The 15,012-nt window shown below is 44.0% G+C and carries 10 protein-coding genes; all 10 read left to right on the top strand.

Annotated features, from left to right (window positions below):
* The 10 genes from tssC to AAC855_RS06885 all read left to right on the top strand — a co-directional run bounded on the left by tssC (window position 1) and on the right by AAC855_RS06885 (window position 15,010).
* Window positions 1-1,503 carry a type VI secretion system contractile sheath large subunit gene (gene tssC / locus AAC855_RS06930; protein WP_340608877.1) on the top strand — a complete coding sequence of 501 codons (1,503 nt, stop codon included), beginning with the start codon at window positions 1-3 and terminating at the stop codon, window positions 1,501-1,503.
* 159 nt (window positions 1,504-1,662) lie between these two features.
* Entirely contained in the window at window positions 1,663-2,160 is a 498-nt protein-coding gene (locus tag AAC855_RS06925; RefSeq protein WP_340608876.1) for an Hcp family type VI secretion system effector, read from the top strand.
* An 87-nt stretch (window positions 2,161-2,247) separates the two neighbouring features.
* Complete coding sequence (locus tag AAC855_RS06920) at window positions 2,248-4,077, top strand: type VI secretion system-associated FHA domain protein (protein ID WP_340608875.1); 1,830 nt, start codon at window positions 2,248-2,250, stop codon at window positions 4,075-4,077.
* Between the two features lie 114 nt (window positions 4,078-4,191).
* Window positions 4,192-4,746 carry a type VI secretion system baseplate subunit TssE gene (gene tssE, locus AAC855_RS06915; RefSeq protein WP_422824359.1) on the top strand — a complete coding sequence of 185 codons (555 nt, stop codon included), beginning with the start codon at window positions 4,192-4,194 and terminating at the stop codon, window positions 4,744-4,746.
* Window positions 4,747-4,772: 26 nt separating this feature from the next.
* Window positions 4,773-6,647, top strand: coding sequence for a type VI secretion system baseplate subunit TssF (gene tssF, locus AAC855_RS06910; RefSeq protein ID WP_340608874.1), 1,875 nt, complete (start codon window positions 4,773-4,775; stop codon window positions 6,645-6,647).
* Between the two features lie 15 nt (window positions 6,648-6,662).
* Window positions 6,663-7,706 (top strand): type VI secretion system baseplate subunit TssG, encoded by a 1,044-nt coding sequence (tssG, locus tag AAC855_RS06905; protein WP_340608873.1) that lies wholly within the window; start codon window positions 6,663-6,665, stop codon window positions 7,704-7,706.
* 847 nt (window positions 7,707-8,553) lie between these two features.
* Window positions 8,554-10,698 (top strand): type VI secretion system Vgr family protein, encoded by a 2,145-nt coding sequence (locus tag AAC855_RS06900; RefSeq protein WP_340608872.1) that lies wholly within the window; start codon window positions 8,554-8,556, stop codon window positions 10,696-10,698.
* Between the two features lie 33 nt (window positions 10,699-10,731).
* Window positions 10,732-13,311, top strand: a complete 2,580-nt coding sequence (locus AAC855_RS06895) for a DUF2169 family type VI secretion system accessory protein (protein WP_340608871.1) — start codon at window positions 10,732-10,734, stop codon at window positions 13,309-13,311.
* On the top strand, window positions 13,308-14,372 hold the full coding sequence (locus AAC855_RS06890; protein WP_340608870.1) for a pentapeptide repeat-containing protein: 1,065 nt from the start codon (window positions 13,308-13,310) through the stop codon (window positions 14,370-14,372). The genes AAC855_RS06895 and AAC855_RS06890 overlap by 4 nt, the downstream gene beginning before the upstream one ends.
* A gap of 14 nt (window positions 14,373-14,386) precedes the next feature.
* Complete coding sequence (locus tag AAC855_RS06885; RefSeq protein ID WP_340608869.1) at window positions 14,387-15,010, top strand: DUF3540 domain-containing protein; 624 nt, start codon at window positions 14,387-14,389, stop codon at window positions 15,008-15,010.
* Window positions 15,011-15,012 lie beyond the last annotated feature (2 nt).

Here is a 15,012-nt window from a genome sequence, read left to right as displayed (position 1 = left end):
ATGAGCACGCCTGAAGAAGAAACCTTGTCTCAACAAGAGCAGACGCCGAAAGAATACACGGTTGATGAGTTAAGTGTATTGCTCGGTAAGGAATTCCGTCCGCAAAGTGATCAGACCCGTAGTGCCGTTGAAAATGCGGTCAAAACACTGGCGCAGCAGGCACTGGAAAATACCGTGACGCTCTCTGGTGATACCTACCGTACCATCCAGTCACTGATTGCCGAAATTGATACCAAAATCTCGCAGCAAATGAACCATATCCTGCATCATGAGGAGTTTCAGACGCTGGAAGGTGCATGGCGGGGTCTGCATTATCTGATCAACAACACAGAAACGGATGAAATGCTGAAAATCCGTGTGATGTGTCTGTCCAAAAAAGAACTTAGTAGCACCTTAAAACGCTTTAAGGGTATCAGTTGGGATCAAAGCCCGCTGTTTAAGAAAATCTATGAAGCGGAATATGGCCAGTTTGGTGGTGAACCTTTCGGCTGTCTGGTGGGGGATTACTATTTTGACCACACTGCACCGGATGTTGAACTGTTGCGCGAGATTGCACAAATCAGCGCTTCCGCACACTGCCCGTTTATTGCCGGAGCTGCGCCCAGTGTGATGCAGATGGATTCCTGGCAGGAGCTGGCTAATCCGCGGGATCTCACCAAAATTTTCCAGAATACGGAATACGCCCCCTGGCGGAGTTTACGTGAATCAGAAGACATTCGTTACATCGGATTAGTCTTGCCGCGTTTTTTGTCCCGTTTACCGTATGGTGCGCAGACCAATCCCGTTGATAACTTCAATTTTGAAGAGAATACCGATGGGCCTACCCACGAAAATTATACCTGGGTAAACGCAGCTTATGCGATGGCCGTTAATATCAACCGCTCCTTTAAGCTGTATGGCTGGTGTACATCCATCCGTGGCGTCGAATCCGGCGGCATTGTGGAAAACCTGCCTTGTTATACTTTCCCCTCTGATGACGGCGGCGTGGATATGAAATGCCCCACCGAAATTGCCATCAGTGACCGCCGTGAGGCGGAATTAGCCAAGAATGGCTTTATTCCGCTCCTGCATCGCAAAAATACCGATATGGCTGCGTTTATTGGTGCCCAGTCACTGCAAAAACCAGCGGAATATTATGATTCTGATGCAACAGCCAATGCCAACCTTTCGGCTCGTCTGCCCTATTTGTTTGCCTGCTGCCGCTTTGCCCATTATCTGAAATGTATCGTCCGTGACAAGATCGGGACATTTCAGGAGCGCAGCGATATGGAACGCTGGCTGAATGAGTGGATCATAAATTACATCGATGGTGATCCGGTCAATTCAACACAGCTCACTAAAGCCAAGAAACCGCTGGCCGCGGCAGAAGTTCAGGTGGAAGAAGTAGAAGGCAACCCGGGATATTATCAGGCTAAATTTTTCCTGCGGCCGCACTATCAATTAGAAGGCCTGACGGTTTCTCTGCGTCTGGTTTCAAAATTACCCTCACTAAAAGGAGCATGATACTCATCAATTATTTTTTAACACAAAATCCAATATCCCTATATTGATGATTTTTTTGTCGTAACCCCTCCTCTATGTGTATCCCAATAAATCGCTCTGGGATGCGAATGTTAGGTACAAATCTTTCACTCAACTTTATTATGATCAAGGCGAAAAATTATGTCTACTCATTCTCCAGCATCTGATGCATATCTTAACCTCACTGGTATTCAAGGTGAAACAGGTGATAAAGAACATAAAAACTGGGTTGCTGTCCATAACTTTGAGCTTATCTTGAGTACCCAAGTCCATAAAGCCACTCAAGGGCCTGGTTTGGGCGCAGGTATCGTTAGCGTCGGCGATCTTCATTTAAATCTTCTGTTTGATAAATCAACCATAACCTTGCGGCAATATGTTGTCACAGGGAAGCATATTGCCGAAGTTAAACTCCATGTTCGTCGGCAAGGTGAAAAACAAATTTCTTGGTATGAGCTAGTCCTGAAAAACGCTATGGTTGCACACACCAGAATTATATACGCAGGAGAGGGCTCTTTCTATTGTGACGCTACTATTGCCTTCCAATCACATACAGAAACCTATTACCCACAAGATTCCAAAGGTCAAAAAGGTGCTGCAGTTACCTACAGCTGGGATTCCTACACACAGGAACAGAAATAATACACCGTGGGTTTTACTGATAACCTCCTTGAAACAAGGAGGTTATCCTCATCCAATTATCCTTATCAACAATAAGGATCCACGCTTATGCGATTTACCATTGTTAAAAACGACAGTACAAGCCAACCCACACAACTAAGTTATGAATTTTCTCCTCCGGGAGGGACTATTGGGCACAGTAAGGATAACAACTGGGTTTTACCTGATGAAAAACAAAGTTTTTCCCAAGTTAAGGTCATTGTAACGAGCCTAACAAACGGCAAATGCCATATCATCAATCTGGGTTCTGCAACTAAACTTTTGCTGAATACAATACCTGTAGAACCGAATCGTCAGGTTGAAATCCAGGATGGCGATGTACTGAATATTGGTAGTTATCAGATTCAGGCCACTGATATTAAGAAAGCTGCACCTCCACAAGCTATGTCTCATGTTATCAGCCCTTCTTCTGAATCAGAGACTTTTGAGCCTCATATTCCTCATAAGGTCTGGGACGGTCTGGAGAAGATTTTCATGTTCCCTGAGACTCCGCCTCCTACTGACACACATAAGGCATCATCGGAAGGAAATACGCCTAATCCGCTATTTTCCTCCGAGCAACAGGAAAATGATGAGCGGAATCCGATCGATCCATTAGCAAAAATCAAAACAACTGCTGATCTGGAAACACTCCAGCGACGAGCGAAAGATCCGGTGACTATGTTCAATTCAGACCCCCTCTTCCGGCAGGAGGATATTCTTAATGACAATACGCCGACAACCTTATTTCAGAATGATAAAGAATATGAACTCAAGCTCAGTGATAAGGAAAACGAAGTCGATCCACTGGCATTATTCTCTGACCACCCTGTTAAACATAAACAACATCCTAAAAATGAAGATCCTCTGGATTTGATGTTAGGCACTGCCACACCACTCACATCGCCTGATCAACCTAAAATTGCCGAACCTAAATCCGCTTCTGTCACACAATCGGCCTCTGATCATCATACACAATCAGAAGCTCATCCCTCTCCTTTACCTCCGCTCTTCACAACAGTAGAGCTATCCAAAGAACTGAGTCAAGATTTAGTCACAAACCAGTTCGACACAGAAACAGAAGAAACAGCGGGAAAAGATCTCTTCTTTTTTACCCCACTCAATAAGAAAACAGATAAAAATTATCAGACTGATATTAATCAGCAGATTAAACAACTTAATACACCACCACATATCAGTGATGATGACCCTATTTATGAGCGGCTGAATATCGACCCGATCAGCGATAGCGCCGATGAACATGTCACAGAAGGTGTCAAACTGGAAGGAAAATTACTGGCCGCTCTATTGGAAGGCATGGGACTCAAAAACCTCCGCCAGCCACATTTTGATGAACACCGTATGTACCAGTTAGGCCAGCTTATCAGCCAGTTATCCCAGGGACTTGTTGCACTCAATACGTCACGTACCCTACTGAAACGGGAAGCGGAGGCCGAAATAACCCAAATGTTATCGGATACCAATAATCCCTTTAAGTTATTACCTTCCGGTCAATCGGTACTGGTGCAGATGTTTGGTGATCATATGCCGGGATTTATGTCTATTGAGCAGGCCACCCGCGATATTTTAATTGAATTACAGGCACATCAACTGGGTATGATTGCCGGGATGCGAGCCATTACGGTCGATATTCTACAACTCTTCCACCCCACAATTCTTGAACAAAAAGCCCGGGACGAAGGGGGGATGCCGCGCTTGTCCTTATCTTCCACCTACAAAGCTTCATTGTGGGAGTTTCTGACGAAGCATTATCAAAAAACAGCCGAAGAATTTGAGCACAATTCCGGCCTGTTTGGTAAAAACTTCCTGTTAGCCTATGAAAACGAAGTCAATAACTATAAAAACTCTCAGAGAAAAATAAAAAAACAGACAAAATAAAATTATCCGTTCCTCAGATAATCCCATAAAAACCTCAGTAACAAATCTTTTCAGTATATCTATCCTGTTTTCCGCAGTTATCTACGCATCAAAACTACAACTCATAGGTGCCTCATGAATGATAACCTGACTTTAATGCGTGGTGGTTATCATTATCGGAATAACGTCAGCAACATTACTGCCAGAGACAAAATGCAGCCTTCCCTGCTGGACAGGCTCACCGATAATGAACCCGATAAGAAAAAAGAGGCAAAAAGTAATTATCTGATCTCCCATAGCGTATTACGTCAGAATCTTTTGCGAGATTTACAGTGGTTACTCAATAGTATCAACAGCGAATCCACACAGAATCTTTCCCCTTTCCCAGAAATCTGCAGCTCCGTCTATAACTTTGGTCTGGCGCCTCTGGCCGGTAAATTTATGTCTGAAATCGAATGGAAGGATATCCAGCATAAAATCACGGAAGCGATACATGTGTTTGAACCCCGTATTATACCCGATAGTCTTGAAATCAATTGTGTTTCGGATACCAACTCCCTGACGTTATATAACATCTTATCCATCGAAATCAGAGGCTTTTTATGGTGTGTTCCCTGGCCACTGGAATTCCTGTTTCGCAGTGAAATTGATTTAGAAAATGGCCATTTCACGATTAAAGAAGCCGGGTAAGCCGGCAAAAAACGGGAGGATCCATTTTGGATAGCAAACTGCTTGAATACTACAACCGTGAACTCATCTATTTACGTGAGATGGGCAAAGAATTTGCCGAGCGTTATCCGAAAATCGCCAATCGATTGGGAATGCATGGCATTGATGTCGCTGACCCTTATGTTGAGCGGCTGATGGAGGGGTTTGCTTTTCTGACCTCCCGTATCCAGTTGAAAATGGATGCGGAGTTTCCGAACTTTTCCCAACAGTTACTGGAGATGCTGTGCCCCAATTATCTGGCGCCCACGCCGTCAATGTCTATTGCCGAACTCCAGCCCGATACCAGTAAAGGGGATATCAGCCACGGATTTTTAGTCCCGCGCGGGACGATTATGCATTGCCAGTCACTGAAAAAAGACGGGATCACCCTGCAGTATAGCACGGCACAGGATGTGATCCTGCAACCCCTGCAATTGCAAAAAGTGGAACTGGGCAAAATCCCGGCCAATCTTCCGCTGGCGTCTTTAAATCTTCATCAGTGCGGAGCAGTCAGTGCATTGCGTATTCACCTCACCTGCAAAGGCAAGTTCTTCCTCAGTGATCTGGAACTCAACAAACTGGTTTTCTTTCTTTCCGGGCCAGATATTCAGGCTCAACAATTGCAGGAGCTGCTGATGGAGCATTGCGTCGGCATGATCTGCCAGACGCTCGGTGAGACGCCTCAGTATCAGATCTTACCGGGTATCTCCCCGCATCACGAAGGGTTTGAGGAGGCCCAGTCATTATTACCCAATGATCCCCGCACCTTCAGCGGTTATCGCCAGTTGCATGAGTATTTTGCTTTTCCGGCCCGTTTTCAGTTTTTCAGCCTCAGCGGGATGCAATCTTTACTGGAAGAGACGCAAAAAGAAAATGAATTTGAACTGATCCTACTTCTGGACAAGATTGATGAGGATTTAGAGCATCTGGTTGATGTCTCTTATTTAGCCCTGAACAGTACCCCTGTCATTAATTTGTTTCCTAAACTGACTGAACGTGTCACGTTAAAAGAGTCGGCTAATGAGTACCATTTGGTGGTTGATAATACCCGACCGCTGGATTACGAAATTTTTTCAGTACAACGCCTGCACGGTGCCGATATCAAGCGCCAGGAAACTCAGATATTCCGCCCTTTCTGGTCCACTTTCAGTGATGATAAAGGGAATTATGGCGCCTATTTTTCCCTTCGCCGTGACCCCCGAATTCTGTCTGATCATTCCCTGCATTATGGCACCCGAACCAGCTACCTCGGCACGGAATCCTTTGTTTCCATTGTGGATGAACAGCACTCCCCCTGGCCGAATGAACTCAAATTTCTGACAGCCGATGTCATGTGTACCAACCGGGATTTACCGGCGATATTGCGACAACAAGATCTCGACAGCTTTGTCATGCTGGATTCCATTCCCATCAACCAGATTGTGCTCCTGAAAAGACCGACGATTCCCCGGTCAGCGCTGGCACAGGGCTCAGCGTCCTGGAAATTAATCAGTCAGCTACAGCTCAATTACCTGAATTTCATGGATAAGGATGATGAGCAAGGGACACAGGCCTTGCGGCAGTTACTGAGTCTGTATGCCAACCTTTCAGAACCGGCCACTGCCCGTCAGATTAACGGTATTCGCCATTGCTCAATGAAGACCATTCATCGCCGCGTCCCGGAGCCCGGGCCGATTGTTTTTGCCCGGGGGGTCGGGATTGAGCTGGAGGTCGATGAGCAGGAGTTTGCCGGAACCAGCCCGTGGTTACTGGGCAGTGTGCTGGAACGGCTCTTCTCTCATTTGGTTACCATGAATTCTTTCACTGAAATGACGCTCTATAGCCAACAACGCGGCAAAATCGGTTACTGGCCGGCCCGGATGGGGAAAAAACAACTGTTATAACGGGGGGAAATGACGATGAATGAGACCGGTGCCATTGCCATTCGTAGCATCAGCCGTCTGCCTGATGATTTCTGGCAACAACTCACCCAGACACCGTGGCAGTTCGATCTGTTCCAGACCCTGCGGCGGATAGATGCGCAGTCCGGGGAATATTATATGCTGGGGTCATCCCCATTACCGCGATACGACCTACTACGGTTAGGGCAAAAAGCCTCTCTGGTCTTCGCCCCTTCTACTATCGCAGAAGCCAAACAACGGAAAAACGCCAAACAGTATGATTTACTGATTTACAGTTTTGGTTTATTCGGGCCGAACGGCCCCCTCCCCACGCACATTACCGAATATACCTATGCCCGCCAGTATAACTATCAGGATCCGACCCTGACGGCGTTCACTAATTTATTTCACAACAGGTTAATCCAATTATTTTATCGGGCCTGGGCCAATGCACAGGCTACCGTCTCGCTGGATCGTCAGGATAATCAGCGTTTCTGCCATTATCTCGCTTGCCTGGTTGGTCTCGGTTTACCGGCCCAGAAAAATGCAGATGCGATTCATGAACATGCCCGCTATTTATTATCCGGTCATTTATCCCGTCAGGGGCACAGTGCCGAAGGTCTGGAAAAAATTCTCTTCACCTACTTCAATATTCCGTTGAAAATCAAACAAAATATTCCCCAGTGGCTGGACGTTGAGATCCCGGATCAGGCCCGGTTACAAGCCGGGCGTCATATGCCACGTTTGGGGCAGTCAGCCTTTTTGGGAACGGCATTATATGATGTTCAGCATAAATTCCGCATCGTGCTTGGCCCACTGACCATATCAGAATATGAAGAATTCCTGCCAAATCAACCCAAATCGCAACAATTACGTGACTGGGTGTGCCAATATCTCGGAATCGAGTATGCATGGGATATCCAACTGGTACTTCATCGTACCGATATACAGGGTATCCATCTGTCAGAGCCGGTAAAACTAGGGCTAAACAGCTGGCTTGGGAAAATGGAGCAGAAAATCCATCGTGATGATTTAATCTGGAGTAGTCATCATTTAACCTGATAGATGGTCTAAACATCAAGCAATATCCTTCCCATTTCATCCTACCCACGCACTACACCAATTATCTGAATTCAATCGCTGGGAGTAGTGCCTCCTTCTTTTCCTTCTTTCTCATCTCCTTCCCAAACTCATGCGTACAATGTGCTGTAGTGGCTCGTTGGCATATATATTTCGCCTTTCAAGTTGCCTCTTTGTTGGCTGTGCTCACTTACCACGGTTACCGTTTTTATAAACATACGGTTATCTATGCTCCGGTGGATGAGCTTCCTTGCCGCTGCGACGCATCTTGAAAGCCATTTCGTATAGTATGATGCAAATCCCTCCTGATAATTACCAAGTGTAACTTGACCACCCCATTGAGCTTTTCCTCGCAGTGATATTCCTCAAAGACTAATAGCTGACATCTTCATTCCCTTCATGGTCGTTCCCATAAATTACCCTCATTCTTCATTTAGTTAGATTGTTTTCCAGCATAAATGAATTAAACAGATTAAATAAATTAAGTGAAGTTTGAAAATCAATATATTAATTTAATTAGTTAATAAACTTAATATAATTAATAATGATCTATGCTTAAATTACCATTAATTCATTTATCTATATTAAACAAATAAATAACTGAAGAAGATATCATTAATTAAGATCATAAAAGTAAACAAAATTTATATATTTCTCAATAAAGAACCATACAATGATTACAATACTTGGCTATTATGCTTAACTTAACACCAGAAAAGCGACTAAATATATACCAAGATGCTTCACGACAGTAAGTCCCACCGACTATCTTATATTCCCGTATATAACCGGAATATGCGGTAGCTTTGAATAAAAGCGAGCCAATCTTATGGAAAGAAAGTTCATCGCCCATACTTCATCCGATGAAGAGTTATACTTTAAATCACTTGAAGGAATAGAAAGATTATCGGAGCCATATGAATTTGAGGTTGAATTACTGAGTAAAAATAGATTATCTGATCCCATATCGCTGCATAATACTGTACTCACCGTAGAAATAAAAACTCCGTCAAAACAGACAAGATATTTAAGTGGTTATATAGAAAAAATATCTTACTCACCATTCTATAAATATGATAACAGACTCTATTTATATACCGCTACAGTAAGACCTAAGCTCTCTGAATTAAAAAAGAAATCTGGATATAGCATCTGGCAAGAAAAAACTGTACCTGAAATTATCACGGCTCTATTACAAGATGCTGGCATCAATTTTGAGGATAATCTCATAGAAAATTATCGCTCATGGGAGTATTGCGTTAAATACAATGAAACTGATTTTGATTTTATTCATCGGCTAATGGCCCATGAAGGGATCTATTATTACTTTAAACACGATAACGGCAACCACACCATGGTATTGGTTGACATGCCTCAAATGCATTTTCCTATGCCCGGGTATGATACGATTAAATATTTCAGTGTAGGAAGCATAGTAAGAAAGCTGGAGCAAGAATATATTTATACTTGGAATATTAGCAGCACGACCATACCCAATAGTTTCAGTACTGATGACTACGATTTCCGTAAGCCTCGAGCCAAATTACAGTCTCTCACGCAAACAGCGCTCAGCGCCGTTGATAATACAGAAATATTTATGTGGCCTGGTCGCTTTATTAAAGGTGATCAGGGGGAATTTTACATCCGTATACTTCAACAGGCCACTGAAGCACAAAGTGAACTGATTAATGGAAAAGGCAATGTATTAGGAATGGCTCCGGGACACACTTTCACACTCTCTCTACCTAATGATATCAAAGGAGATGATTACAATAATTATCTGATTACCGCGGCAAAATATTCATTTTATGAATCGGATTATGGCTCTGTCTTCAAAGGTAATATCGATAATGATAACAGTGACGATAACACTGATAAAAATATCGTTCAATTTGAGGCAATCCCCTCCAATGTCCATTGGAAACCACAAGCTGTTATTCCCTGGCCAAAAGCAACCGGTGTTGAAACTGCGGTCGTCACCGGCCCTAAAAATAAACCAATATGGACGGATAAATATGGCCGGATAAAAGTGAAATTCCGTTGGGACAAAACGGATAAAAAAGATGATACCAGTTCCTGCTGGATACGTGTAGCAACGCGTTGGGCTGGCTGGCGCTACGGTAGTATCAATGTTCCCCGTGTGGGAGAAGAAGTTGTTATCAGTTTTGTCAGTGGTGATCCGGATAAACCTTTTGTGATTGGCAGTACCTATAACAATGAAAATATGCCGCCGTGGGAACTTCCCAAACATGAAACTCGCAGTGGTGTGATGTCAAATACCAAGAATGGTAAGCATGATCAGGCTAACTATCTTTTTATGGATGATGAACCGGATAAAGAGTTATTTGACCTGCATGCAGAGCGGGATATGAATATCTCCGTTGAAAAAGATAAGACAGTCAAAATTGATGGGAAGCGCACTACAGAAATTAAAAAGGAACAAACTGATACAGTAACAGGTAAGGCGAGTTTTACCTACAAAGATAATCGGGATACGACTGTCAACGGCAAAGATACCTTAACGATTGATAAAGGGCAGCAACGAACCATTAAAAAAGGGAGAAACACCGAAATCGATGGTGGAGATACTTACAAACTGACAGGTAATTTAACTGCCAAAATTGATGGAAACTGGACTCAAAATATTACCGGAACGACGCTAATCTCCAGCCCTAATCTCATCACAATCAAAAGTGATACTAATGTTATCGTGGATAGCCCGCTATCTTATTACACATCCAAAATTCTCAGCTTTTCTGATATAAAAGTGAGTATAAACAAAGTGATGCTATCACTCTCTAAGACAGATCTTAGTATTTCAAATACTGCCTTTTCCATTAGCTTAACCTCAGTATCATTGAGCAAAATTGGTACAGACCTCAGTCAGTCAAATGTGAAGTTAGCTAATGCAACAGCCTCAATCGCACAATCCAGCGCCAACATATTGACTAGCAGCTTACATATCATCAGCTGATATCCCTATCGCTCCTCAATTTGCAGAATTTCAATGAAAATCATCAAACCATTACGTTTAAGTATACTTTCTCGGCCTTATCGGTGGATGCAAAAAAATCACCTCGGGGTCGCTGTCATGGCTCTGGCTGATATGGGGTCAACTCCCCGGCTAAGACCAGAGCCTGAGCTTTGGCAACTGGCGGAAAAAGAATTACAAACTTGTAATGGAATTATTGATCTTGCCATACCCAAACCACATGCAGAATTTCTGGCTACCGGTTATGCCTACACTACTCATCAGGCGAATAAGACCGCTTGCAATGTGCGTATTAAAGTCGATCAGTTAGAAAAAAAATTGGTTGCCTTTGGTGATCGCCACTGGATTGGTGATACCCCCTCAAAACCTCAGGCTTTTGAACAAATGCGACTGGACTGGAGCCGGGCTTTTGGGGGAAAAGATTATGATGAAAACCCGCACGGCATTGGCTTCATGCCGGAATTGCTGAAAAACGGCAATAAAATTCATCCGTTACCTAATATTGAAGCCTTCCAAAAACAGTTGCTATCCCCGGAAGATACACCTGAACCTGCCAGTTTTTGCCCGCTGGATTTTACATGGCCACGTCGGTATGAGCGTATCGGTAAGCAATATGATAAGGAGTGGCTGGAAAACGAATTTCCGGGATATGCCCATGATATTGACTGGCGATTATTTAATGCCGCGCCACAGGATCAGTGGTGGGAGCAACTGCCTATCCTGCCGGTTAAAGCGGCATGGCGGATTGAGAACATGCACCCGCAAAAACCGGTGCAGGAAGGCCACCTGCCAGCATGGAATGCCCGCTGTTTTATCAGACGGTTACGTCTTAATGAAGAGATTGACGAAGAAATTGTTATGCGCCAGACAACCGTATGGTTTTTCCCTCATCTGGAGCAAATGCTCCTGATATGGCATGGAAGTATACGGATAAATGAAGATGATGCAGCCGATGTCTTACAGATGATATCCGCGCTGGAACAACAGGATAACCCCCTCCCCGCCAGTCATTATCTGGAGGTAGCCAGACAGCGCACGGATAAAAAGAATGGTGCGTTGTATATGTTCAGGGAAAAGGATCTTATTCCTGAGGATATTATCGGCCCGTGGATAGATACAGAGCCCTCAACAGAAAACAGTCCAATACAGGAATCGATACTTAGACGTCAAAAGCTCCTCCATGAACAGCAAGCAGCGCGTTTGGCTGAACAGGGTTATGACATCAATACCATGACCTCGTCCACTTCTCCGGCCGAAGCACCTGCAAGCAACCCCCGGCTCGATGAGCTGCCTGAATTCATGGAAAAAATCGAACAGGAAGCCGCTCAAAAGCAGGCCGAGGCGGAACAGCAACAAGCGGAAATGTTGGGCAAAGCAAAACAACAAGGTATTGAGATAGATCTATCCCCTATAGAAAATCAGGCCAGAGGACCAGAAAATATTCATCAGACACTGGATATACTGAAACGGGGAAAACAATATAGCGAATTTGACGATGGAGAACTGGCACAGACTGAGCAATCGCTACGTGATATATATTTCTCTTCAGTGCAATCACAAAATCCGGCGTTGCGGCTGAAGGGAGAGTTATCAGAAATTATCCGCAAACGGGCACAAAAGATTATGGCGCAAGATGGTAATTTCAGTGGCATGGATTTTACTGGTGCAGATTTATCCAATATGGATCTACGGGGCGCTAACTTTTCCCGCGCATTATTAGAGAGTGCCTGTTTTAATCACAGCCAACTGGATAAAGCGGATTTCAGTGAAGCGATGCTGGCCAGAGCAGAATTCTGTCATACTTCCCTGTCTGGCGTGAAACTGGATAAAGCAAATCTGGCACTGGCTAAATGTGAGCAGAGTGACTTTTCCAATACCGATTTCAAAGAAGTACAATTGCAAGAAGCCCTATTTGATCACTGTCAATTCAGTCATGCCACATTCACCGATCTTTTACTGAGACAAATCTTTATTACACATTGTGATTTTCGCTATTCACAATGGAATAACTGCACACTGACAGAACTGGACTTACCCGCTCTCAGATTTAATCACGCCACGCTGAATAAAGTCACTTTTCTTAAGTGCAAACTGACGCAAGCTGTTTTTGATAAAGTACAATGTGAAAGCTGTTCATGGATAGAAACAGAAGCCAATCACATCCGGTTCTGTTTGGCAAATCTGTTGAATTGTGCTTTTGTGATGAACAGTACGCTGAATCAGGCTGATTTTACTCAGGCAACACTGACTGAGTGTAATTTACGCCAGATGCCACTGGTTCAGGCTCGATTTCATTCCGCGATACTGAATAACAGCGATTTGAGTGAAGCTGACTGTCAGTCAGCAGATATGCAATATCTGAATGCAACAAACAGTATTTTCATCAGAACAGATTTTCGGGAAGCCCTGTTGAATAATGCCAACCTGATGAGTGCGTTGATGCAGAAATGTAGCTTGCATGGCACTGATTTACGTGGCACGAATTTATTTCGGACTGATATGTCTCAGTCTGTCATCGATGATTCAACCCTTTTTGAAGGTGCTTATCTACAAGGTATTAAAACCTTACCTAAACGCGATAAGGAAGTGATATGAATTCAATGTCAGCAGATGAACTGATCGCAAAAATAAAACAAGGCGACATCATTGAAAATGTCAGTTTGGCACATATCTCACTCGCTCATCAGGATTTAACCGACGGAATATTCAAAGAAGTCGATTTTTCCGGCGCTGATTTTTCCCACGCTCAACTGAAAGATACCATCTTTACCGCCTGTCAGTTCAAAGAGGCAAGATTCGACTCCACCTTGTTTGAAAAAAGTGTTTTTGAACAGTGTAGTCTCGCGAGTGCCACCTTCGATAAAAGTCACATAAACAATAGCTTGTTTGCTCAATGTGATTTAAAGAAAACCCGCTTTGCAGAAACAATACAAAACGACTCTCAATTTACTTCAAGTGCTCTACAAGAGGCCGATTTCAATCACAGCGAGCTTAATCGGGTCACCTTTATTGACTCATTGCTTGATCAGGTCCGTATCACTTCCAGCCATCTTTTTCTGGTCACCTTTTTTCGCCAGAATTTACGGAAAATACATTTTTCTGCCAATCAATTCACTAAAGTCGTTTTTTTTGAATGTGACCTGCGTGGTCAGGACTATCAACAACAGCAATTCCAGAAATGTCAGTTTACCGGTTGTCAGCTTGAAGCCGTGAATTTCAATCATGCCATATTAACCAACTGTAACTTCAAAGGAGCGGGGTTACAGGGAGCAGTATTATCCAATGTTAATGCGTCCCAATCCCTATTTATCGAAGCGGATTTGACTCGGGCATATTGCAACAACAGCTTATTTACCCAGTCTATTTTTGTCAGTGCCTGTCTCGAATCCGCTGACTTCAGACAGAGTCAGCTAACACAGGCCATTATGCATAAAGTTCATGCCATCGATGCCCAGTTTTCCGGTGCTGACATGACCTATGCTGATCTTTCCTACGCCAATGTCAGCAACAGTGATTTTCGTACCACGCATTTTATGCGAACACTTTTTCATCGTGCTGAGCAGGCTGGAGCATTGTTCTCCGATCGTAATGGCATTCTGGAAAATGATCCTGAACTGTTCGCCGCCGAAGAGTGGGAGCTACAACGCAAGATTTAATCAGGAGAACTAAAATGTCAGAACTTTCTTATGCATCTTACACACTTTCTTTACCCCCGATTACGGATGAACCTTCTCAACAAGTTGCAGGGCAGGTTATCAGCCGCCTTCAGGACGGCAGCTTAATGGTGGAAAGCCACAGCCGGGGATGGCACTGCCGCCGGGCTGCCAGTTGCTTACTGACACCTGAACTCGGTGATACCGTATTACTCACAAAAGTGGAGGGGCAACTCTGGGTGCTGGCGATATTAGAACGCCCCGAACAACAACCGGCAGAAATCAGTGTACCCGGTGATCTGACTATTGCACCTCAGGGTAATTTACATTTAAACAGCGAGGGATTGCATATTGATGCCGACAGTGGGCAATGCCGTATCAAAAAAATGCAATATACAGGTGAATCCCTGTCTGCATGGGTGTCGGTGACCCAATTGATTGGTAATAAACTTGAATCAGTCTGGCAGACCGTCACACAACTCAGTCACCATCTGTTTCGTCATACCACGCAGACAGAGCAAGTACGGGCGGGTCAGTTAGATATGCAGGCTGAAAACTATCTGCGCCTGCATGCCCAAAATACCATGATGTCAGCAAAAGCCATCACCAAAATAGATGCTGAACAAATACATATTGGTTAAGG

This window comes from Xenorhabdus bharatensis, assembly GCF_037996705.1.
Lineage (GTDB): Bacteria > Pseudomonadota > Gammaproteobacteria > Enterobacterales > Enterobacteriaceae > Xenorhabdus > Xenorhabdus bharatensis.
The sequence above is the reverse complement of the archived record's forward strand: the minus strand, read 5'-3'. Positions and strand labels throughout refer to the sequence as shown.